The sequence below is a fragment of the Pseudomonas sp. JV241A genome (assembly GCF_900275665.1).
GTDB classification, from domain to species: Bacteria; Pseudomonadota; Gammaproteobacteria; order Pseudomonadales; family Pseudomonadaceae; genus Aquipseudomonas; species Aquipseudomonas wadenswilerensis.
Map to the genome: position 1 here is coordinate 50,316 of NZ_OPYO01000033.1, position 21,823 is coordinate 72,138.

At 64.2% G+C, this 21,823-nt stretch carries 14 protein-coding genes; 9 read left to right on the forward strand and 5 right to left on the reverse strand.

The window, feature by feature from the left end:
• Positions 1 to 68: 68 nt before the first annotated feature.
• Positions 69 to 5,030, reverse strand: coding sequence for an alpha-2-macroglobulin (locus JV241A_RS21955; RefSeq protein ID WP_134064449.1), 4,962 nt, complete (start codon positions 5,028 to 5,030; stop codon positions 69 to 71).
• A 146-nt stretch (positions 5,031 to 5,176) separates the two neighbouring features.
• Between JV241A_RS21955 and JV241A_RS21960 the strand changes: the two genes are divergently transcribed.
• A complete protein-coding gene (locus JV241A_RS21960; protein ID WP_115088959.1) occupies positions 5,177 to 6,517 on the forward strand; it encodes an MATE family efflux transporter in 1,341 nt (446 codons plus the stop codon).
• A gap of 136 nt (positions 6,518 to 6,653) precedes the next feature.
• Here the strand turns inward: JV241A_RS21960 and speA are convergent, their stop codons facing one another.
• The 4 genes from speA to JV241A_RS21980 form a co-directional block, all read right to left on the reverse strand.
• On the reverse strand, positions 6,654 to 8,567 hold the full coding sequence (speA, locus tag JV241A_RS21965; protein WP_115088960.1) for an arginine decarboxylase: 1,914 nt from the start codon (positions 8,565 to 8,567) through the stop codon (positions 6,654 to 6,656).
• Positions 8,568 to 8,720: 153 nt separating this feature from the next.
• Complete coding sequence (locus tag JV241A_RS21970) at positions 8,721 to 9,092, reverse strand: translation initiation factor Sui1 (protein WP_010221702.1); 372 nt, start codon at positions 9,090 to 9,092, stop codon at positions 8,721 to 8,723.
• 194 nt (positions 9,093 to 9,286) lie between these two features.
• Positions 9,287 to 9,823: an NUDIX hydrolase gene (locus tag JV241A_RS21975; protein ID WP_134064451.1), complete on the reverse strand. Its 537-nt coding sequence runs from the start codon at positions 9,821 to 9,823 to the stop codon at positions 9,287 to 9,289.
• A gap of 4 nt (positions 9,824 to 9,827) precedes the next feature.
• Positions 9,828 to 10,901, reverse strand: a complete 1,074-nt coding sequence (locus JV241A_RS21980) for a DUF2333 family protein (protein WP_115088962.1) — start codon at positions 10,899 to 10,901, stop codon at positions 9,828 to 9,830.
• Between the two features lie 282 nt (positions 10,902 to 11,183).
• Here JV241A_RS21980 and JV241A_RS21985 point away from each other — a divergent pair, with 282 nt between their 5' ends.
• The 8 genes from JV241A_RS21985 to JV241A_RS22020 all read left to right on the forward strand — a co-directional run bounded on the left by JV241A_RS21985 (position 11,184) and on the right by JV241A_RS22020 (position 21,718).
• Positions 11,184 to 12,800 (forward strand): PleD family two-component system response regulator, encoded by a 1,617-nt coding sequence (locus tag JV241A_RS21985; protein ID WP_115088963.1) that lies wholly within the window; start codon positions 11,184 to 11,186, stop codon positions 12,798 to 12,800.
• Between the two features lie 108 nt (positions 12,801 to 12,908).
• On the forward strand, positions 12,909 to 14,870 hold the full coding sequence (locus tag JV241A_RS21990; RefSeq protein WP_134064453.1) for a methyl-accepting chemotaxis protein: 1,962 nt from the start codon (positions 12,909 to 12,911) through the stop codon (positions 14,868 to 14,870).
• A 164-nt stretch (positions 14,871 to 15,034) separates the two neighbouring features.
• The gene (locus JV241A_RS21995; protein ID WP_134064455.1) at positions 15,035 to 16,825 is read left to right on the forward strand and encodes a protein-disulfide reductase DsbD; all 1,791 of its coding nucleotides are present in this window, start codon (positions 15,035 to 15,037) and stop codon (positions 16,823 to 16,825) included.
• A 171-nt stretch (positions 16,826 to 16,996) separates the two neighbouring features.
• Positions 16,997 to 17,449 (forward strand): type II 3-dehydroquinate dehydratase, encoded by a 453-nt coding sequence (gene aroQ, locus JV241A_RS22000; RefSeq protein WP_045182308.1) that lies wholly within the window; start codon positions 16,997 to 16,999, stop codon positions 17,447 to 17,449.
• Positions 17,450 to 17,548: 99 nt separating this feature from the next.
• A complete protein-coding gene (gene accB / locus JV241A_RS22005; RefSeq protein ID WP_093376528.1) occupies positions 17,549 to 18,007 on the forward strand; it encodes an acetyl-CoA carboxylase biotin carboxyl carrier protein in 459 nt (152 codons plus the stop codon).
• A 17-nt stretch (positions 18,008 to 18,024) separates the two neighbouring features.
• Positions 18,025 to 19,380: an acetyl-CoA carboxylase biotin carboxylase subunit gene (gene accC / locus JV241A_RS22010; protein WP_038997371.1), complete on the forward strand. Its 1,356-nt coding sequence runs from the start codon at positions 18,025 to 18,027 to the stop codon at positions 19,378 to 19,380.
• Positions 19,381 to 19,533: 153 nt separating this feature from the next.
• A complete protein-coding gene (prmA, locus tag JV241A_RS22015) occupies positions 19,534 to 20,412 on the forward strand; it encodes a 50S ribosomal protein L11 methyltransferase (protein ID WP_134064457.1) in 879 nt (292 codons plus the stop codon).
• 40 nt (positions 20,413 to 20,452) lie between these two features.
• A complete protein-coding gene (locus tag JV241A_RS22020; protein ID WP_134064459.1) occupies positions 20,453 to 21,718 on the forward strand; it encodes a DUF3426 domain-containing protein in 1,266 nt (421 codons plus the stop codon).
• The last annotated feature ends 105 nt before the right edge of the window (positions 21,719 to 21,823 follow it).

Here is a 21,823-nt window from a genome sequence, read left to right on the forward strand (position 1 = left end):
GGCGGTGCGGGGAGTCGACCTGTCCCACGATAGGGCCAGTGTGGCCCTATCGTGGGTCAAGCCCGCTCCTACAGGCGGCCCTTGACCACCAGCTCGGCAGGCGACTCGCCCACCGCGTTGTAGTTCGGCCGGTACATCGACTCGACCTGCGGTGGCGGTACCTTGTAGGTCCCCGGGGTCACCGCACGGGCCAGGTACAGCAGGTGGGTGGTGGCGTATTGGTCGATGTTCAGCGCCGCCACGTAGCGGTCATCACGAAACTCCTGATGCACGACAGCGGCGTTCTGCATCGACTCGCGCCATTCCTTCACCGCACTGCTGGCGTTCTCGAGGCTTGCCGCGCTTTGCGCCAGGTTCTGGTTTTCCAGCTCCAGGCCCGCCGGCAGCAGGTCGACCACCAGGGCGTCCGGCACCTGGGTGTTGGCGGTTACCGCCAGGTGCACCAGCACCAGGTCACCGCTCTTGAGCGCTTTGATATCCAGGGCCTGGCCATTCATGCCAAGGAACTCGCGGCGGATGGTCATGCCACTGCCGCGGGCAACCGGGGCCTGGCGCGGATAACCGGACAGGGTCAGTTGCTGGAACAGCGTCTCGCTGCCTTCATTCTGGATAGTCAGCGGTGAGGCCAGCAGCGCGCCTTCGAGTTTCATCCCCGATTGCTCGTTGTTGAATTCGCGCACCTCACCGGCGCTGTCCAGGCGTGCCGACCAGTTGCCTTCAGGCTTGCGCAGCAGGCCACGACCGGCAAGGAACAGTGCGTTGCGCTCCTGGGTCGACAGCCAGCGGTTACCCGCCATCTGGTCGGAGAGCTCGAACAGCCGTGCATCGAGCTTGTCGCTGGCCAGGTTGTTCTCAGTGAGCAGCGACAGGATCAGCGCCTGGTCACGCACTGGGCTGCCGTAGTCGCCCAGCCAGGTGTTCTCGTTGCGGGTGACGGCCAGGCCGGCCTGCAGTGCCTGTTGCGCACGCGGCTTGTCGCCCATCTTGTCGAGGGCGATGGCCAACTGCACCAACGGCAGGCCGGAACGCGCATCGCTGCGCCGCTCGAACAGGCTGCGCAGGGCACCCAGCGGCGCTTGCTGGGTACGCGCCAGCACCAGGGCCGCATAAGACTGCACGGCGAAGCGGCTGTGCTCGGCGTTCTGGCTGTAGTTGACCTCGATCAGGTTGCGCTCCTGCAGGTAACGCAGCAGTCGCTCGCTGGCCTTTTTCAGGGCCTCGGGCGGTACCGCGTAACCCTGCTCGCGGGCACGCAGGAGGAAGTCGGTGACGTAGGCGGTCAGCCAGAATTCTTCCTGGTCATCAGAGCTCCACAGGCCAAAGCTGCCGTTGTAGCGCTGCATGCCCAGCAGGTGCTCGACGCCCATCTCGATCTTGCGCTTGCGCACGTCGGCCGGCTCACCCTTGATACCCAGGCGCTTGAGCGTCGCGGCATCGGCGTACAGCGACGGATACAGGCCACTGGTGGTCTGTTCCAGGCAGCCGTACGGGTAGGCTTCGAGGGCGCGGATCTGCTCGGCCAGGTTCAGCGGCGGGCGGCTCGACAGTGCCAGTGAGGCTTCCAGGCCCGACGGTTCGAACAGCGCCAGGTCAGCTTCCGGCAGGGTCCAGGGTTGGTCTTTGAGGGCAACACGATAGTGCTGCAGCATCGCCGGGTAGGCCGGGCGAATGCCCAGGGTCCAGTCGCGGCTGAAGGCTGTGGCCGACTCGCCCGGCAGTTGCAGGCCCTGCACCTCGACCTTGACCTTGCCCTGGCCCAGGCCACCGCTGGCCTGCACCGGCACCAGCAGGGTGACGCGCTTGCCTTCGGTGAGGCTCAGGGTCTGTTCGGCGGCGCCGAGCAGGTTCAACTGGCCTTCGGTGCTCAGGCGCACGGTCAGGTTCTGCGCCTTGCCCGACAGGTTGGAAAGGTCCAGGGCCAGGGTCGTGCGGTCGCCACCGGCGAGGAAGCGCGGCGCCGAGAGCTCGGCAATCAACGGCGCGGCGACCACGGTCTTGCCTTCGGCCATGCCGTAGCGCTCGTCGGTCCAAGCCTGGGCCATCAGCCGCAGCTCACCGTTGAAGTCGGGGATATCGACCGTCGCTTCACCCTCGCCCTTGTCATTGAGGGTCACCGGGGCGCTTTGCTTGGCAACGATGGTCACCGTGGTGTTCGGGCGCTTGCCGCCCTTGGCCATGGCCGCATCACCACCGAAGGCCAGGCTGGCCAGACGGCCCTGCCCGGCTTCGATCAACTGGCCGTAGATATCCAGTTGGTCAGCACCATAGGCCTTGCGGCCGAACATGCCGGTGAACGGGTCAGGCGTTTCGAACTCGGTGATGTTGAGGATACCCACGTCCACCGCTGCCAGCAGTACATGCACCTGCTTGGGCACGCTGCCGTCGGCGTTGCGCGCTTGCACCTTGACGGTCAGCGGCTGCTTGGGGCGCATTTTTTCCGGGGCAGTGAGGGTCACCGCCAGCTTGCGCTCGTGGCGATCGAGCGGCAGGTGCAGTACACCCACGGCGCGTTTCGGTGTGGCGTTGACCTTGCGCTCGCCCGGGCGGATCACCAGGGCACTGACATACAGGTCGTGGCGCGCCCACTTCGGATCGAGTTTGACGGCAAAACTCTTGCCTTCGGCCGGCACGTCGATTTCTTCCCACCACAGCGGGCCTTCGCTGGACTCGACCATCAGGTAGCCGGTGCCTGCGGCAGGCGGAGTGACAGTGATGTTGGCAGTGGCGCCATCGCTATACGACGGTTTGTCCAGGGCCAGCTTGACCTGGTCCGGACGCACGGCGCCGCCATCGGCGTTGTCCTGGGCGCGGTAGCCGGCCCAGAAGCGCGCGCTCGACACCAGGCCGGTCTGCGGGTCTTCGACCTCGACACGGTACGGGCCCCAGTCGACCAGGAAGTTCACCCGCGCGGTGGAGCCGGCCTTGACGTTGACCGTCTCTTCGTTCTGGATCAGGAATTTCTCGTTGTAGTTGTAGCTCCAGCCGTCGCTTTGCGAGTAGTTCCAGTAGTAGTCCCGGCGCTCGCGGACCAGGCGCACCTTGAGGTTGTTGACCGCCAGCTTGTTGCCTTGGGGGTCGGCCACCAGCACTTCGAATTCCACCGGGCCTTCGTCGGCCTCTTCACCCTCGAACAGACCGCGCAAGCCAGGCAGGCGCCCGGCCGGCCAGATCGGTTGTTCCAGGCGCCGGGTGATCGGCCGGCCACCGGACTCCTGCAGGCTGGCCTGCACGGTCAGTTGCAGCGGCGAACGGGCCTCGGACCATTTGCTTTCGATGTTCAGGGTGGTTTTGCCGGCGCTGTCCAGGGTGACTTCGTCCAGCTCCAGGTCCTGGCTCAGTTCCTCCTCGGTGATCGAACCGAACTGGTAGCCCGGCAGTGCCGGCACCGCTTCACGCAACGGGCGCACATAGGCCTGGCCGCTGAGGCGGTTGCCCGAAGCCGGGGCGCCGTACAGGTAACGGCCATTGACCTTGATCTGCGCGGTTTGATCCGGGCTCAGCGGTTTGTCGCTGCCCTTCAGTTCCAGGGCCAGGCGCTCGGGCAGGAAGTCTTCGACAAGGAACTCGAACACCTGCTTCTTGCCGCCGAGGTCGAACAGCAACTGCCAGCGCCCGGTCGGCGCTTCGTCGGCCAGTTGCAGCTGGTACTGATAGAAGCCATTGGCATCGGCCTCCCAGACGAACTTGCGGCTGATCTGTTCATCCGGGCGGCGTACTTCCACCGTCACCGGTTGCGGCTTGAGCGGACGGCCGTCCTGGTCACGCAACAGGCCGTTGAGCAACACGGTTTCACCCGGGCGATACAGGTCGCGCGGGCCGAACACGAAGAACTGCAGCGGGTTGGCCTGGGGGCCGGTGATGTCGAATTCGGCCAGGTCCAGGGCTGCGCTGTTCAGGCGCAGCATGGTGGTGTGCACGCCCTGGTGGGCCAGCAGGGTTTCGGCCTTGGGTGGCGTCGGCAACTGGGCGTGGCCGTCGCTGTCGGTCTTGGCCTGGGCCAGCACGCGGCCTTCGCCGTCGAGCAGTTCCAGTTCGACGCCGCTTAGCGCCTTGCCGCCTTCCAGGCCCTGGGTGAAGACGTCCAGGCGGTTCTGGTAACGGTGCGCCGAGACGCCGATGTCACTGAGGGTGAACAGCGTTGCCGGTTGTGTGTAGTCGTAGGTACCGGAGGCGCGCATCACCGCCATGTACACGCCTGGCTCTTGCAGCGGCTTGATCCCGGCAATCGGCAGCAGCACGGTCTCGCGGGTGTTCTTCGCCGGGTTGAGGTCGAAGCGGCCGCTGTAGACCAGATCGGTCATGTCCAGGATTTCTTTGGACGTGTAGTAGTACAAGCTGCTGTTGCGGCCCCAGGTGGCCAGGAACGGCGACAGTTTGTCCGACTTGATGCGGAAGAACTCGACATCGACCTTGTTGACGTTCAAGGCGATCACCGGCAGGCCTTCGGCCAGGCGGGTCGGCAGCAGCGAGCCACGGCTGGCGAAGCCGATGGTCGATTGCATGTCGCGGGTTTCCAGGCGGCTGATCGACTCGCCGGGCAGGCGCTTGCCGTTGACCGCGAGCAGGCCGGCGTCGATGGTCAGCACCAGCTTGCGCTGCGGCTCCAGGTGGCGCAGGCGCAACTCCATCTTGTTCGCGGAGAGCTCCCAGGCACCGTCGACCTTGCCTTTGACGGTATCGACCAGGTGCACCTTGTCGGCGAAGTTCTGCTGGTCATCCAGGGGAATCGAAAAGGTCAGGGACAGCGCGCTGGCACCATCGACCTGCACTTCCGAGACATCCACCACGCTCAGCTCGCGGCCGGCATAACGCTTGGCCAGGGTTGAGGCATCTTCCTTGGCCGGAGCGGTTTTTTCCGCTTCCGGCTGCGCTGCGGGGACAGCTGCCGGGGCCGGGGCTGGCGCCGCGGGTTGATCCTGCGTCTGCGCTGGCGGTGTGGCCGGCGCCGAAGCCGGTTTATCCGGGGCAGACGAATCGCAGGCACTGAGCAAGGCCAGCGCGCAGGCCAGCAACAATCCTTTGTTGAGCATGGGAGTAGTAACTCTCGGGCAGCGGAATCTTAGGCGTGCACTATATATCAACCGCGCAGCAACGGTGATACGGCGAGCGGATGTGAGACGGCCTTCGCACGATTTACTAGCACAGCGGCTACAATGCCGGCTTGCCAGGAGCCTCCATGTCCCGTTTGCTGACCGACTGGCGCGACCGCCCGACCCATATCAAGGTCTGGGCGCTGGCCGCGCCGATGATACTTTCGAATATTTCCGTACCATTGGTGGCCCTGGTCGACAGCGCCGTAATCGGCCACCTTCCCCATGCCCATCAACTGGGTGCGGTGGCGGTGGGCGCCAGCCTGTACACCTTCCTGGCCTGGGTCATGGGCTTTCTGCGCATGGGTTCGACCGGTTTCGCCGCCCAGGCTGCGGGCCGTGCCGACGGTGCGGCATTACGCCAGGTGTTGCTGCAAGGCCTGCTGCTGGCGCTGCTTTTTTCCCTGTTGCTGGGCTTGCTGGCCCTGCCGTTCAGCCACCTGGCCCTGCAATTGATGCAACCGACGGCGGCGCTGGAGCAATCGACCCACGACTTCTTCCAGACTCGCCTGCTCGGGCTGCCGGCGGCGCTGGCCAGCTTCGCCCTGGTCGGCTGGTTCCTCGGCACCCAGAACGCCAAGGCGCCGCTGGCGATCCTGTTGACTACCAACCTGCTCAACATCGCCCTCAATCTGTGGTTCGTGCTCGGCCTGGACTGGGGCGTGATCGGTTCGGCCCGCGCCTCGGTGATTGCCGAATGGAGCGCCGCCCTGCTCGGCCTGGCCCTGACCCGGCCGGCCCTGCGCGCCTACCCTGGGCAGATCGCCTGGGCGCTGCTGGCGCGCTGGCAGAGCTGGCGGCCGCTGCTCAGCGTCAACCGCGACATCTTCATCCGCAGCCTGGCGCTGCAGGCGGTGTTCTTCCTGATCACCGTACAAGGCACGCGGCTGGGTGAAGCGACAGTGGCGGCCAACGCCCTGCTGCTCAATGGCCTGCTGCTCACCGCCTATGCCCTCGATGGTCTGGCCCATGCGGTCGAGGCGCTGTGCGGGCACGCCATCGGTGCCGGCGATCGCCAGGCATTAAGGCGCTCGCTCACCGTTGCCTGCGGCTGGTCGTTGCTGGCCAGTTCCGGCTTTGCCGTATTGTTTCTGTTGGGCGGGCATCTGTTCATCAACATGCAGACCGACATCGCCAACGTACGCGAAACCGCCTACCAGTACCTGCCGTACCTGGCACTGCTGCCGTTGATTGCGGTGTGGAGCTATCTGCTTGATGGCTTGTTCATCGGCGCCACGCGGGCGCGGGAGATGCGCAACGGCATGCTGCTCAGCGTACTCATCGCCCTGCCGGTCGCCTATGTCGCCCGCGACCTGGGCAACCACGGCTTGTGGTTGGGGTTTCTGCTGTTCATGGCCTTGCGCGGGGTGACGCTGGGGGTGATGGGCTGGCGGCTGCAGCGGCGGGATGGGTGGTTTGTGCGGTAGTTTCTGGGTCTGCTGCGCAGCCCATCGCTGGCAAGGCCAGCTCCCACAAGAGTGCGGCACTGCACCTGTGGAAGCCGGACTTGCCGGCGATGGGGTCGACGCGCAGCCAGCGACTGCACGCGACCCGCACCACTGATCAGCTCGACAGGTACGACGAGCGGGTCAGCCCCAGACGCAGCGCGTCGAGGAACTGGGTCTTCTCACGGGCAGTGATCTTGGCGCTGGCGCACTTGTCGCGGTAATGAGTCATCAACTCCTCCGGCGACAGGTGCACATAACGCAACATGTCTTCGATGGTGTCGTGGGTCTCGATACCGGCGTGGTACACGCTGCCGTTCGGGTTCTGGTAGATGTTCACCGAGTCGGTATCACCGAACAGGTTGTGCATGTCCCCCAGGATCTCCTGGTAGGCACCCACCAGGAAGATACCCAGCAGGTAGTCTTCACCCTCGTTGATCGCGTGCACCGGCAGGCTGGTCTCGATGCTCTGCTCGTCGACGTACTGGTTGATCTTGCCATCCGAGTCGCAGGTCAGGTCCTGCAGCACGGCGCGGCGCAGCGGCTCTTCATCCAGGCGATGCAGCGGCAGGATTGGCAGCACCTGGCCGATCGCCCAGGTGTCCGGCAGGCTCTGGAACACCGAGAAGTTGCAGATGTACTTGTCGGCCAGCTTGTCGTTGAGCTCGTCCAGCACCTGGCGGTGCGAACGCTGACGGGCCTTGAGCGAGTTGTGCAGGCGCCGGCAAACGGCAAAGTAGCACTGCTCGGCCAGGGCTTTTTCGGCCAGGGTGATCTTGCCGTCGGCGTACTGGGCGGCGACATCGCTCATGTAGTGAGTGGCGCGCCAGTAGGTCTCGGTGACCATCTCGATATCGGTCGGGCCCAGCAGGTCGGCCAGCCACTGTACGGTCTCGGGCAGATTTTCCTTGTTCTCGATCAGCGGCACTTCGTCGTTGTGCTTCTCGACATCGGTCACCTGCACCACCAACATGGCATGGTGTGCGGTCAGCGAGCGGCCGCTTTCCGAGAAGATGTGCGGATGCGGCAGGCCCTGGGCATCGCAGAACTCCTTGAGCATGCCGACCACGACACCGGCGTAGTCATCCATGTCGTAGTTGATCGAGCTGGCGTTGCGCGAGTGGGTACCGTCGTAGTCAACGCCCAGGCCGCCGCCGACGTCGATGTGATCGACCGGCAGGTTCAGCGCGCGCAGCTCGCCGTAGTAACGGATGGCTTCCTTGAAACCGTGCTGGTAGTCGGCCAGGTTGGCGATCTGCGAGCCCATGTGGAAGTGCAGCAAGCGGATACCCTGGTCCAGGCCGGCATCGCGGAAGCGCTGCACCACCGAAATCAGTTGCGCCGCCGAAAGACCGAACTTGGACTTCTCGCCACCGGTATCGGCCCACTTGCTCGAGGCCAGCGACGACAGGCGCACGCGCAGGCCGACCTGCGGCTTGACCTTGAGCTCGGCGGCTTCTTCGATCACCAGGGCCACTTCCGACTCTTTCTCGATGACGATGAAGACGTTGTGGCCCAGCTTCTGGCCCATCAATGCCAGGCGGATGAACTCGCGGTCCTTGTAACCGTTGCAGACGATGGTGCCGCCTTTCGGCGCCAGCGCCAGCACGGCCAGCAGCTCGGGCTTGGAGCCGGCTTCAAGGCCAATGGAGACGTTCTGGGTGGCGATGATGTTTTCCACCACCGCTTCTTGCTGGTTGACCTTGATCGGGTACAGCGCGGTGTACTGGCTCTGGTATTCCAGGCGCGCGATATTGGCGTCAAAAGCGCCGGTCAGCTGGCGCACGCGGTCCTGGAGGATGTCCGGGAAACGTACCAGCAATGGCAGCGACAGGCCGCTCTTGCGCAGCTCGTCGACCTGTTCGAACAGGTCGATCGGCGCACTCTCTGGCCCGTTCGGGCGGACTTCGACGCGCCCGGCCTCGTTGATTGCGAAGTAACCGGCCCCCCAATGGCGAATGCCGTAAACACTGCGGCTGTCCGCAACTGTCCATTGGCTGCCATCGTCTTTGCGTGTGCGTCGTACGGACATTGAAGTCCCCTATATAGAAAGTCGAAAAACACTGGCCGGCATGGGGCGGGCGCAGTGTAAAACCTGAAAGTGACGATTATCCGTGTTCAGGGATAGACCCTTCCTACGGGAACGAGTTTAGAAAGCGAATTGCAAAAAATCGCGATGCAGTCTTCAGCCGCCGGACTTTTTCGCTTTGAAGCCCTGTTTGATCAGCTCGGCCAGTAACAGCTCGACATGATCGCCCTGGATTTCGATGACCCCGTCTTTCAACGCGCCGCCGGTTCCGCAGCGGCGCTTGAGCGTGCTGGCCAGATCCTTTAGCTGTTCCAGGGGCAGCGGCACGCCGCTGATGGTCGTCACCGTCTTGCCGCCACGGCCCTTGCTTTCGCGGCGCACGCGAGCAATGCCATCGCCTTCGGGGATGAGCGTCTGTTTGCAGATGCAGGCATCTATGGGTTTGCTGCAGTCCGGGCAATGCCGGCCTGCATCAGTGGAGAACACCAGGCCACCCAGGGCGGCGAATGATGCGGCTTTCTTGGCCACTTTTGATCCTCTACGGTGAGGATAAAAACTGGTCGACGCCCCTGGCGGGGTACCGACCGCGAAGCCCCACTCTGGCAGGGGCAGCGCAACTGCCGCATGAAGCGTGCGGCAGCCTTAAAAGGCCGCGCAGTGTAACGATAAATGTCGCGAATGCTAAGTACAAAACTGCGCCATTTTGCATGTGATTCGCGACGTCAGGCTTGACGGTCGATGTAGCGCTGCAAAGCGGCCAGTGAATCGGGGCAATATGGCTGTTGCCGGCTGTCGGCCAGGGCCTGATCGACGGGGATGAAGCGCGCCTCGCTGACCTCCTCCGGTTGCAGGCGCAAAGGCCCGTCCCAGACGGCCGAAAACACTGCACACCAGAGCCGGTTGCCGGGCTGGTCGAAGAAAAAGCACTCGTGGGCGGTGAGTTCGACCCCACCCACCCCGAGCTCTTCTTCCAGTTCGCGGGCCGCCGACTCGGCAAAGCTTTCATCGGCCTGGACCATGCCACCGGCGGCGACATCCCAGTAACCCGGGTAGATTGCCTTGCTCTCGGTGCGCCGGTGCACGCACAGCTCACCAACGGAATTGAACAGCAGGATGTAGGTGCCGCGCCCGATCAGCCCGCGCTCGCGCAACTCAGCCCGAGGCAAGGCGCCGAGCACGCGGTCGTCTTCGTCCACCCAGGCAATCAGCTCGAGGTCGGAGGCAGCGCGGTGCGCCGCCTCCTGCTTGGAGATCGACACCGGATCAGCCCTGGGTCAGCAGTTGACGCAGGTCGATTACCGCAGCGTTGGCCCGCGAGATGTAGTTAGCCATTACCAGCGAGTGGTTGGCCCACATGCCGAAGCCACTACCGTTCAGCACCATCGGGCTCCACAGCGGTTCCTGCGAGGCTTCCAGCTCACGGATGATCTGGCGCACGCTGACCGTGGCGTTCTTCTTCGCCAGCACATCGGCGAAGTCGACCTCGATGGCGCGCAGCAGGTGCGACAGCGCCCAGGCCTGGCCGCGGGCTTCGTAGAACACGTTGTCGATCTGCAGCCACGGGGTCTCGACCACTTCTTCGTCAAGCTGCGGCACCTGGCCCGGCAGCACCGATTCGGTCTTCAGGGTGCTGTTGAGCTTGACCCGGCCGACGCTGGCCGACAGCCGCTGCGACAGCGAACCCAGGCGAGTGGCGACGTCACCCAGCCAGTTGTTGAGGTTGTCGGCGCGGGTGTAGAACAGTGCGCCCTGCTGATCCGGCGAGGACAGGCGGTTCTGGTAGCGGGTCAGCGAGTTGATGCCTTCCTGGAACTCGGATTCGCTCGACGGCAGGATCCAGCTCTTGTTATCGAAGTTGAAGCGCGGCTCGGCCTTGGCCAGGTCGGCGTCTTCGGTGGACTGCGACTGCGAGCGGGCGAAGTCCTTGCGCAGGGCGCGGCTCAGGTCACGCACCTGGACCAGCACGCCGTATTCCCAGCTGGGCATGTTGTCCATCCACAGGCCTGGCGGGAAGCGGTCGTTGGAAATGTAGCCACCGGGCTTGTTGAGCAGGGTACCGGCCACGGTCTTGAGGGTTTCGATGGTGGTGTAGCCGACAACCATCTGCTTGCCGGTCTTTTCTGCAGCCGCCTGGGCGTTCTGCTGCACCGGGAACAGGTCGGGCTCGGCGCTCCAGTACCAGCCCAGGCCCACGCACACCAGCAGGTACAGGCCGATCAGCGAGCCCAGGGCACGGCTGAACAGCAACCCGCCGAAATAACTGCGGGTAGCGGCAGTGCGCGGTTCGACCCGCTCACGCGCCTCGGCTTTGCCTGTACGGTTTTTCCAGTCCAGCATGGCGTTGTCCTTTCAGTCACGTCGGTTCAAGGGGTTCGACCGCAACCCCCGGGCTTCGTGCCAGCGCGATGGGCATTTTGTGCCGCGCGCCACCTGCCGGGGTCGGCAAGTATCGCTGCACTATAAATCAAGCACGGCGCTTCGCATAAGCGACTATTGGGTCAGCAAATGAATAAACGGACTTGTACAGTTAATTGATACAAGGCACTCGATTGCCGGGAAAGTGGTGCTAGCATAGAGCCATCACTCGACCTCAGCCTCACCCTTATAAGTAGTCAGGACATGACCGAGCCAGAAGACCCCAGTCGTGAGCGCCTCAAGCAACACTTTGCCCAGCGGGTCATCCATCAGGCCCGGCAAATCCTAGAGATCTGGCAGCGCCTGCAGCGCAGCGAGTGGTCCACTGGCGACCTGGGTGAGCTGTGCGAAGCCAACCTGCGCCTGCAACGCTATGCCGAGCGCTTCGAGCAGCCCGAGCATAGCCAGCTGGCCGAAGCCATCGGTCATGCCCTGGAGGCGGTCGAGGCCAACAGCGCGCGCCTGAGCAGCCAACTGATCAGCGAACTCAACCGGCTGATGCAGCGCCTGTCGCGCACCGGCCTGCGCCAGGGCGACCAGCTTGAGCAAGTACCGCTGCCGCCGCTGCGCAAGCCGGTGTACATCATGCTCCAGGACCACGACCGCGCCGAACGCCTGGCCCAGCAGCTGGAATTCTTCGGCTTGGGTGTACAGGCCTTGTACAGCGCCGCCGCCTTCCAGGCGACCATGAGCGAGCGACTGCCCTCGGCGATCGTCATGGACGTCGACTTCACCGGCCCCGGTGTCGGCCTGCAACTGGCCGCCCAGGCCCAGCAGGGCCTGGAACAGCGGGTGCCGTTGCTGTTTTTCAGCCTGCACGAAACCGATACCCCGACCCGCCTGGCCGCCGTGCGCGCCGGCGGCCAGGAATTTCTCACCGGCACCCTGGAGGCCTCGAGCCTGCTGGAGAAAGTCGAGCTGCTGACCAGCGTCACCCAGTACGAGCCTTTCAAAGTGCTGATCATCGACGACTCGCGGGCCCAGGCCCTGCACACCGAGCGCCTGCTCAACAGCGCCGGGATCGTCACCCGCACCCTGATCGACCCGATCCAGACCATGGCCGAGCTTGCCGACTTCCAGCCCGACCTGATCATCCTCGACATGTACATGCCCGCCTGCACCGGCACGGAGCTGGCCAAGGTGATCCGCCACAACGACCGATATGTCAGCGTGCCGATCATCTACCTGTCGGCCGAGGACGACCTGGATAAACAGCTCGACGCCATGAGCGAAGGCGGCGATGACTTTTTGACCAAGCCGATCCGCTCGCGGCACCTGATCACCACCGTGCGCAACCGCGCTGCCCGTGCGCGCAATCTCAAGGCGCGCATGGTTCGCGACAGCCTCACCGGGCTGTACAACCACACCCACATCCTGCAACTGCTCGAAGACTGCAGCTTTCGCGCGCGCCGCGAAGAACAGCCGCTGAGCTTCGCCATGCTCGATATCGACCACTTCAAGAAGGTCAACGACAGCCACGGCCACCCCATGGGCGACCGGGTAATCAAGAGCCTGGCGCTGTTTCTTAAACAGCGCCTGCGCAAGACCGACTTCATCGGCCGTTATGGCGGTGAAGAATTCGCCATCGTCATGCCCAACACCGACCTGGGCTCGGCGCACAAGGTGCTCGATGAAATCCGTCGGCGCTTTGCCGAGATCCACTACCCGGCCCAACCCCGCGACCTGTCCTGCACCTTCAGCGCGGGGATTGTGCAGTTGAGCGAAGGCCTGGATGCCCTGAGCATGGCTACCGCCGCCGACGAGGCGCTGTACCGGGCCAAGGGTGCCGGGCGCAACTGCGTACAGCGGGTTGAAGCATAAAGGCAATGTGCCAGTTTTTTTCACCGACCTGCCCGCTTCGTCATAACCTGGTCATAAAAACGCAATAACTTCAGGCGCTTACCATTCGGCCGTTGGTAGACACCGGACATGCGCCTGAAGCTGCTCACCAATTTCAATACCCTGTTGCTGGTTACCGTGTGCATCGCCCTGGGCGCGACCCTGTGGTGGTCGCAGCGTGCCCTGGAGCGCCCCTATCTATTGATGGAGCGCTACCTGTCGCTGTCGCAGCAATTCCAGAACCAGGCGGCACGCAATATCCAGGACTACCTGAGCAGCGGCGACGCCCTGCGCCATGCCACGGCGCTGCAGGCCACCGCAGCCTTGCAGGGCGAACTCGAAAAATTGCCGGCAGACCTTTCGGCGCGCCTGCGCCCGAGCCTGGACAACCTGCAGCGCTTCACCGCCAACGAACTGCTTGGCGCCGGCAAGCTGGCCGGCGATCCCCAGGCCCTGCTGCTCCAGGCCGAACGCGAACTGGGCGCCAGCCTCGAACAACTGGCCAACTATGCCCAGAGCAGCACCCGTGCCGACGCCGGGCGCTACGCCCCGGCGCTGTTCAATGCCTCCCTGCATCTGTCGCGGCTGTCCCTGGCCCGCGACAAACTGGTCAGCAGCGGCCGTAGCGAACTGGCCGACGAAGTCGAGCGCGAACTGCAGCAGATTGCCGCCCAGGCCCAACTGCTCGATCAGTTGCCGCTGCTGGGCGTGACCGCCGCCAACGCCTCGAGCGCCGATGACTTTGCCGCCCTGATGGGCCTGGAAACCCAGGCCAGCACCGAGGCCGAAGACAACGGTGTGGCGCTCAAGCGCGAGCTCAACAGCCTGATCAAGCGCTACCCGGGCGAACTGCAGCGTACCCGCGAGCAGATCCAGCAGCGTAGCGCACTGGCGAGCAGCACCTTCGAGCGCATCGCCGCCGTACAGCAGGCCATCGCCGAGCTTGAACCCAGTGTGCGCAGTCAGCATGCCGCCATTCAGGGCGAAGTGCGGGTGATCCAGGGCCTGATGATCGGCCTGATTCTGCTGATCGCCCTGCTCATCGACACCCTGCAACGACGCCTGGCACGGGTGCTGACCAACCTGGCGCCGGCGCTGTCGTCCTGGGCTGAGGGCGACTTCAGCCAGGCCATTGCCCTGGGCAGGAGCAACCGTGAAATGCATGACATCCAGGACTCGCTCAACCGCCTGCGTGTTTATCTGGTCGAGCTGGTCGGCACCATCCGCCACAACGCCGAGCAGGTCGCCGGCAGCAGCCATGCCCTGGCCGGCATGAGCAGCGCCCTGCACGATGGCGCCGAACGCCAGGCCGGCGATACCGCGCAGATCCGCGATGCCCTGGGCGAGCTGGAGGCGACCATCCTCCAGGTGGCCGGCGATGCCAGTCAGGCTGCCGACGCCAGCCACGATGCCGGGCGGGCGGTCGAGCAAGGCCAGGCAGTGATCGGCCAGAGCCTGACCGGGCTGCGGGCGCTGGTCGACGAGGTGCAGGGCAACGCGCAGAGTATCGAACAGTTGGCCGAAGAGTCGGCAACCATCGGCGGCGTGCTGACGGTGATCCGCTCGATTGCCGAACAGACCAACCTGCTGGCCCTGAATGCCGCGATCGAGGCGGCGCGGGCCGGAGAAATGGGTCGTGGGTTCGCCGTGGTCGCCGAAGAGGTGCGCTCCCTGGCGCAACGCACTACCGGCGCTACCGGTGAGATCCAGACGTTGATCGGTCGCTTGCAGCAGGCTGCTCGTGAATCGGTTGAAGGCATGCGCGCCCAGCTCGAACATGCGCAAATCACCGCCGATCAGGCCCAGGCCGCGGATGGCGCGCTGGATGAAATTGTCGCGGCGATCCAGACCATCTCTGCCACGGCGGTAAGGATTGCCGATGTCACCGCCCAGCAAAGCGGCGCGGTGAGCGAAATTCGCGATCACAGCGAGCGGATTCATGGGTTGGGTGAAGACAACTTGCAGCGTATTGGTGAAGGCCGTGAGCAGGGTGAGCAGTTGCTCAGGCTGGGGGGTGAGCTGAATACGGCGGTGCGGGCGTTTCGACTCTGATCCGAGACGGTGACGCCACCAGCGCCGGCAAGGCCGGCTCCCACAGGGGATGTGTGTACTCCGAACCTGTGGGAGCTGGCCTTGCCAGCGATGCAGGCGCCGCGCAACTGCACGTAGCGGCTCAGTCCGTTATCATGCAGGCACTTTTGTCCTGCGAGACCGCCATGCGCCGCCTGCTTTGCCTCCTGTTTCTGCTCCTGGCCTTGCCCGCCGTCGGCGCTGGCCTGCTCGACAATCGCCCCAGCGCCACCCTGGGCGCAGCGTCGCTGAACAACAGCGCCGATTTTCTGCCGGTGCACGAAGCCTTCAAGCTGAGCCTGGTGCAGGATGAAGGACAAACCCTGAAGCTGCGCTTCGTCGCCGCCGACGGCTACTACCTGTACCGCCACCGTTTCCAGTTCCGCAGCGAACCTGCCGACATCGCCCTGGGTACCGCGCAGATTCCGCCCGGTGAAGCCAAGCACGACGAGTTCTTCGGCGATGTCGAGGTCTACCACGGCATCCTCGACATCGAGATCCCCCGCCCGGCCAACGAACAACGCCCCTTCACCCTGCTGGTGGGCTACCAGGGCTGCGCCGACAAGGGCCTGTGCTACCCGCCGGAAACCGCACGACTGAGCATCGATGGCGCCGCCGGCAGTGCGACGCCAGCCGCTGACGCCGCCGACAAAGCCGGTTGGGACTGGAAAAGCCTGCTGCTGTTCTTCCTCGCCGGCGTCGGCCTGACCTTCACGCCGTGCGTGTTGCCGATGCTGCCGATCCTCTCCGGCGTGGTGTTGCGCGGCCAGGTCGGCGGCGTGCGCGGGTTTGCCCTGTCGCTGGCCTATGTACTGCCAATGGCCGCCTGCTTCGCCCTGCTGGGCGCGCTGATGGGCCTGTTCGGCGCCGGCCTCAACCTGCAGGCGCGCCTGCAGTCGGCCTGGGTGCTGGTGCCGTTTTCGCTGTTCTTCGTGCTGTTCGCCCTGGCCATGTTCGGCCTGTTCGAGCTCAAGCTGCCCCATGCCATCAGCAGCCGCCTGGAGCGCCTGGTGGGCCAGACCAAGGGCGGTTCGCTGATCGGTGCGGCGATCCTCGGGGTGTTCTCCAGCCTGCTGGTATCGCCGTGCGTGTCGGCGCCACTGGCCGGCGCGCTGCTGTATATCAGCGCCAGTGGCGACGCGTTGGGCGGCGCGCTGAAACTGTTCGCCCTGGGCCTGGGCATGGGTGCGCCGCTGCTGCTGATCGCCACTGGCGGCGCTGCCTGGCTGCCAAAAAGCGGACCGTGGCTGGTGACGGTGAAAAACGCTATCGGCGTACTGTTGCTGGGCCTGGCCATCGGCCTGCTCAGCCGCGTGCTGCCGGGGCAGGTTACGCTGTTGCTGGTCGGCCTGCTGGCCGCCGGTACCGCGGTGTTCCTCGGCACCCTGGAGTTCACCGTGAAAACCACCCGCCAGCGCCTGGCACAACTGCTTGGCCTGGCTCTGCTGTTCTACGCCCTGGCCTGCTGGTACGGTGCCTTGAGCGGGCAGACCGACCCGCTGCGTCCGCTGCCTCAGGCTGGGATTGCCAGCACCGGCGCAACCTCCCAGGCCAGCAGCGCCAGCGACTGGCAGACCATCACCACCCCGGCGGCGCTGGACAGCGCGCTGGCCGCAGCCAAGGCCGCCGGCCAGCCGGTGCTGCTGGACTGGTATGCCGACTGGTGCATCAGCTGCAAAGTGATCGAGCACGAAGTACTCAATGCTCCGGCGGTGCAGCCGCAGCTCAAGGATTACAAGCTGTTGCGCTTCGATATTACCGAGAGCAATGCCGAGCAGCGTGCCCTGCTCGACCGCTACCAACTGTTCGGCCCGCCTGCGCTGCTGTTCTTTGCCGCGAACGGCAGCGAAATCAGCGCCGATCGGCTAGTTGGCGAGATAAACGCCGGCGAATTCGCCGAGCATCTGACGCGCATTCGCGCCGATCTGGGTCTATAACTTCCTCTGGCCGCTAAAAAGCCGGCTTCGATGACCGAAACTAATAAATTAGTCACATATTTAGCGTGAATATCGGTCATCGTGCTGGCTATTGCCGGCAACTGGACAGTGTCCGCCGGTTTACGGCATAGTCGCCGCGCAAAGTTTCCTAACGATAAAAAGGAACCACAGATGGCAACGCTACTGGTGCTCCACGGCCCCAACCTGAACCTGCTCGGCACCCGCGAACCGGGCGTCTATGGCGCCGTGACCCTGGCCCAGATCAACCAGGACCTGGAGCAGCGCGCCCGCGCCGCCGGCCATCACCTGCAGTACCTACAAAGCAATGCCGAGTACGAATTGATCGACCGTATCCACGCGGCGCGCAGCGAAGGCGTGGACTTCATTCTGATCAATCCGGCGGCTTTCACACATACAAGTGTCGCATTACGTGACGCGTTGCTGGCGGTGAGCATCCCATTCATCGAAGTGCATCTGTCCAACGTGCACAAACGCGAACCTTTTCGCCATCACTCCTACTTCTCTGATGTCGCCGTAGGAGTGATTTGCGGCCTGGGCGCCACTGGCTACCGCCTGGCCCTGGAGTCTGCCCTGGAACACCTGGCTGCTAACGCAAAGCCCTGATGACGAGAACCTGGCCTGTAAGGCCGGGGCTCACAAGAAACGTTTGCTAACACGTTTTTATATTTACGCCCCTGACCGAACCTTGGGAGTTGATGATTAATGGATATCCGTAAAGTCAAGAAACTGATCGAACTGCTGGAAGAGTCTGGCATCGACGAGCTGGAGATCAAGGAAGGCGAAGAATCCGTACGGATCAGCCGCCACAGCAAGACTCCAGCCCAGCAGTACTACGCTCCGGCTCCAGTCGCCGCTCCTGTTGCCGCACCAGCCGCCGCCCCGGCCGCTGCCGCCGCTCCAGCCGAAGCCGCCGCACCAAAACTGAACGGCACCGTTGCCCGTTCGCCAATGGTCGGTACCTTCTACCGCAAAGCCTCGCCTGCCTCGCCAGCCTTCGTTGAAGTCGGCCAGACCGTGAAGAAAGGCGACACCCTGTGCATCGTCGAAGCCATGAAGATGATGAACCACATCGAAGCTGAAACCAGCGGTGTGATCGAGTCCATCCTGGTAGAAGACGGTCAGCCGGTTGAGTTCGACCAGCCGCTGTTCACCATCGTTTGAACCGCGGAGAGCCAACGATGTCTGCGAAGCTGGAAAAAGTCCTGATTGCCAACCGCGGGGAAATTGCCCTGCGGATCCTGCGTGCCTGCAAAGAGCTGGGCATCAAGACCGTCGCCGTACACTCCACGGCTGACCGCGAACTGATGCACCTGGGCCTGGCAGACGAGTCGGTCTGCATCGGTCCGGCTTCGGCCAGCCAGTCCTACCTGCACATCCCGGCGATCATCGCCGCGGCCGAAGTGACCGGCGCTACCGCCATTCACCCAGGCTACGGTTTCCTCGCGGAAAACGCCGACTTCGCCGAGCAGGTCGAGAACTCCGGCTTTGCCTTCATCGGCCCGAAAGCCGACACCATTCGCCTGATGGGCGACAAGGTATCGGCCAAGGACGCGATGATCAAAACCGGCGTTCCGACCGTACCGGGTTCCGACGGCCCGCTGCCGGAAGACGAAGAAGAAGCCCTGCGCATTGGCCGTGAAGTCGGCTACCCGGTGATCATCAAGGCCGCCGGTGGCGGTGGTGGTCGCGGCATGCGCGTGGTGCACAAGGAAGAGGACCTGATCGCCTCGGCCAAGCTGACCCGCACCGAAGCCGGCGCCGCGTTCGGCAACCCGATGGTCTACCTCGAGAAGTTCCTGACCAACCCACGTCACGTGGAAGTCCAGGTCCTGTCCGACGGCCAGGGCAATGCCGTGCACCTGGGTGACCGCGACTGCTCGTTGCAGCGCCGCCACCAGAAGGTACTGGAAGAAGCACCGGCCCCAGGTATCGACGAGAAAGCCCGCCAGGAAGTCTTCAAGCGCTGTGTCGATGCCTGCATCGAGATCGGCTACCGTGGCGCTGGCACCTTCGAGTTCCTCTACGAAAACGGCAGTTTCTACTTCATCGAAATGAACACCCGTGTTCAGGTGGAGCACCCGGTTTCGGAGATGGTCACCGGTATCGACATCGTCAAGGAGATGCTCAGCATCGCCGCTGGCAACAAGCTGTCGTTCACCCAGGATGACGTGGTGATTCGTGGTCACTCCCTGGAGTGCCGGATCAACGCCGAAGACCCGAAGAAGTTCATCCCGAGCCCAGGCACGGTCAAGCATTTCCACGCCCCGGGTGGCAACGGCGTTCGCGTCGATTCGCACCTGTACAGCGGTTACGCGGTTCCCCCGAACTACGACTCGCTGATCGGCAAGCTGATCACCTACGGCAAGGACCGCGACGAAGCCATGGCGCGCATGCGCAATGCCCTGGACGAGATCGTCGTCGACGGCATCAAGACCAACATCCCGCTGCACCGCGACCTGGTGCGTGATGAAGGTTTCTGCAAAGGCGGCGTCAACATTCACTATCTGGAACACAAACTGGCTAACCAGGAGTGATTCGGCAGTGATGTAAAAAAGACCCCGGTCCCGTGACCGGGGTCTTTTTTTGGGGCTCCCACAGGGTTCCCACAAACCCCTCGTACTCAAGTAAACTGGCGGGCTTCTCGCAGCCTCGGGCTGCCCCTGTAGATTTTTCCAAAGGTGCCCGCCATGCCTTGGCTGCAAGTACGTCTGGCCATCAGCCCGGAACAAGCCGAAACCTATGAAGATGCCCTGCTCGAAGTAGGCGCCGTTTCGGTCACCTTCATGGATGCCGAAGATCAGCCGATCTTCGAACCGGACCTCAACACCACCCCGCTGTGGTCGCATACCCATCTGCTGGCACTGTTCGAAGCCGATACCGACGCCAGCGCGGTGTTCGCCCACCTGCAGTTGCTGACCGGCGCCGAACTGCCGGAGCACCAGGCCGAAGTCATCGAGGACCAGGACTGGGAACGCAGCTGGATGGACAACTTCCAGCCGATGCGTTTCGGCCAGCGCCTGTGGATCGTGCCAAGCTGGCATGCGGCGCCCGAGCCCGAGGCGGTCAACCTGCTGCTTGATCCGGGCCTGGCCTTCGGCACCGGCACCCACCCAACCACCGCCTTGTGCCTGGAATGGCTCGACGGCCAGGACCTGAACGGCACTCAGGTGCTCGATTTCGGTTGCGGTTCAGGCATCCTCGCCATTGCCGCGTTGCTGCTGGGCGCCCGCGAAGCGGTCGGTACCGACATCGACGTGCAGGCCCTGGAAGCCTCGCGCGACAACGCCGGGCGCAACGGCATCGCCGACGAGAAATTCGCCCTGTACCTGCCCGAGCACATGCCGGCCATGCAGGCCGACGTGCTGGTTGCCAACATTCTGGCCGGCCCGCTGGTATCGCTGGCCCCGCAACTGTCCGGGCTGGTACGTCCGGGTGGCCTGCTGGCGCTGTCGGGGATTCTCGCCGAACAGGGTGATGAAGTCGCCGCGGCCTACGCCAAGGACTTCGACCTCGACCCGATCGCCGTACGCGATGGCTGGGTACGCATCAGTGGTCGCCGCCGCTAAGTGCGCCTAGAATAACCTTCTGCATAACCCGGACCGCCGCATGACCGACAGTTTCGTCACCCAGTGCCCGCATTGCCAGACCAGCTTTCGCGTCAGCCACAATCAGCTGAGCGTGGCCCGCGGTGTGGTGCGTTGCGGCGCCTGCCTGCAAGTGTTCAACGCCGCCCGGCAACTGCTGGAACAAAGCGCGGCGCAGAACCCGCCTGCGCAGCCGGCGCCGGTCGAGCCTGTGGTGGAGCCCGCGCAAGCGCCCAGTCAGCACGAGTGGAGCGCCGCAGAACTGGACCTCGACCAGCTCGATCTGGATCAGGAACTGGCGCGCCTGGAACAGCGCGAAATCCAGCCGACGACCGAGTTCAAGGCCGCCGCCCCGCGCGAAGACAGCCTCAGCGCGCACCGCGACAGCCCCGAGCAGGACGACCAGCACTGGCCCGACAGCCTGTTCAGCAGCCCGGCCTCCGAGCGCGAACAACTCATTGCCGAGCTCGACGAGCCACAGCCACCGCTGATCGAACAGGAAGCCCTGGACCTCGCGCCGGCACCGGGCGAGCGCACCGAGCCTTCGCTGTCGCTGGATGTACTCGACGACGATCTCGATGCCCCGGCACCACCCGCGCAGCCGCTGCATGCCGATGATGACGAACTGCCCGGCGAACGTTTGTCGGCCCGGGAGCCTGACGACGACCTGGACAGCCCCGAGCCTGAGCTGGTCGAACGCCGCGAACCAGGCCTGGGCCCGAGCGGCCGCCGCGCTGCCCGCAAGGAGCCGCTGCTCGACCTGGTCGACGACCCGATTCAGCTCGGCTGGCAGAAACCCAAGGTCAACTGGGGCAAGCGCCTGCTGTGGATCTTGCTGATCCTGCTGGCTGCCGCGGCGCTGGCCGGCCAGTACATCTGGTACCAGTTCGACGAACTGGCCCGCCAGGACCGTTACCGTCCATGGTTCCAGACGATCTGCCCGACCGTCGGTTGCCAGGTGCCGTCGCGGGTCGACATTGCCCGGATCAAGAGCAGCAACCTGGTGGTGCGCAGCCACCCGGACTTCAACGGTGCATTGATCGTCGACGCGATCATCTACAACCGTGCGCCCTTCTCCCAGCCGTTCCCGCTGCTGGAACTGCGCTTTGCCGACCTCAATGGCCAGTTGATCGCCAGCCGCCGCTTCAAGCCCACCGAGTACCTCAGCGGCGAGTTGGCCGGCAAGGGCGAAATGCCCAGCCAGACGCCGATCCACATCGCCCTGGACATCCTCGACCCGGGCCCCAAGGCAGTCAACTACAGCCTGTCATTCCGGTCCCCGGAATAACAGGCGAGCGGCAAGCTGCAAGCTTCAAGCCACAAGGAAAAGCAGCCCCATACGCTGATCCGTTTTTACTTGCGGCTTGAAGCTTGCAGCTTGAGGCTTAAAGCC

Excerpts from the sequence above, each read along its gene's own strand:
- JV241A_RS21995 (WP_134064455.1), top strand. The coding sequence starts at position 15,035 with ATGCGCCGCCTGCTTTGCCTCCTGTTTCTGCTCCTGGCCTTGCCCGCC.
- prmA (WP_134064457.1), top strand. The coding sequence starts at position 19,534 with ATGCCTTGGCTGCAAGTACGTCTGGCCATCAGCCCGGAACAAGCCGAA.
- speA (WP_115088960.1), bottom strand. The coding sequence starts at position 8,567 with ATGTCCGTACGACGCACACGCAAAGACGATGGCAGCCAATGGACAGTT.
- JV241A_RS21960 (WP_115088959.1), top strand. The coding sequence starts at position 5,177 with ATGTCCCGTTTGCTGACCGACTGGCGCGACCGCCCGACCCATATCAAG.
- accB (WP_093376528.1), top strand. The coding sequence starts at position 17,549 with ATGGATATCCGTAAAGTCAAGAAACTGATCGAACTGCTGGAAGAGTCT.
- JV241A_RS22020 (WP_134064459.1), top strand. The coding sequence starts at position 20,453 with ATGACCGACAGTTTCGTCACCCAGTGCCCGCATTGCCAGACCAGCTTT.
- JV241A_RS21985 (WP_115088963.1), top strand. The coding sequence starts at position 11,184 with ATGACCGAGCCAGAAGACCCCAGTCGTGAGCGCCTCAAGCAACACTTT.
- JV241A_RS21990 (WP_134064453.1), top strand. The coding sequence starts at position 12,909 with ATGCGCCTGAAGCTGCTCACCAATTTCAATACCCTGTTGCTGGTTACC.
- JV241A_RS21980 (WP_115088962.1), bottom strand. The coding sequence starts at position 10,901 with ATGCTGGACTGGAAAAACCGTACAGGCAAAGCCGAGGCGCGTGAGCGG.
- JV241A_RS21955 (WP_134064449.1), bottom strand. The coding sequence starts at position 5,030 with ATGCTCAACAAAGGATTGTTGCTGGCCTGCGCGCTGGCCTTGCTCAGT.
- aroQ (WP_045182308.1), top strand. The coding sequence starts at position 16,997 with ATGGCAACGCTACTGGTGCTCCACGGCCCCAACCTGAACCTGCTCGGC.
- accC (WP_038997371.1), top strand. The coding sequence starts at position 18,025 with ATGTCTGCGAAGCTGGAAAAAGTCCTGATTGCCAACCGCGGGGAAATT.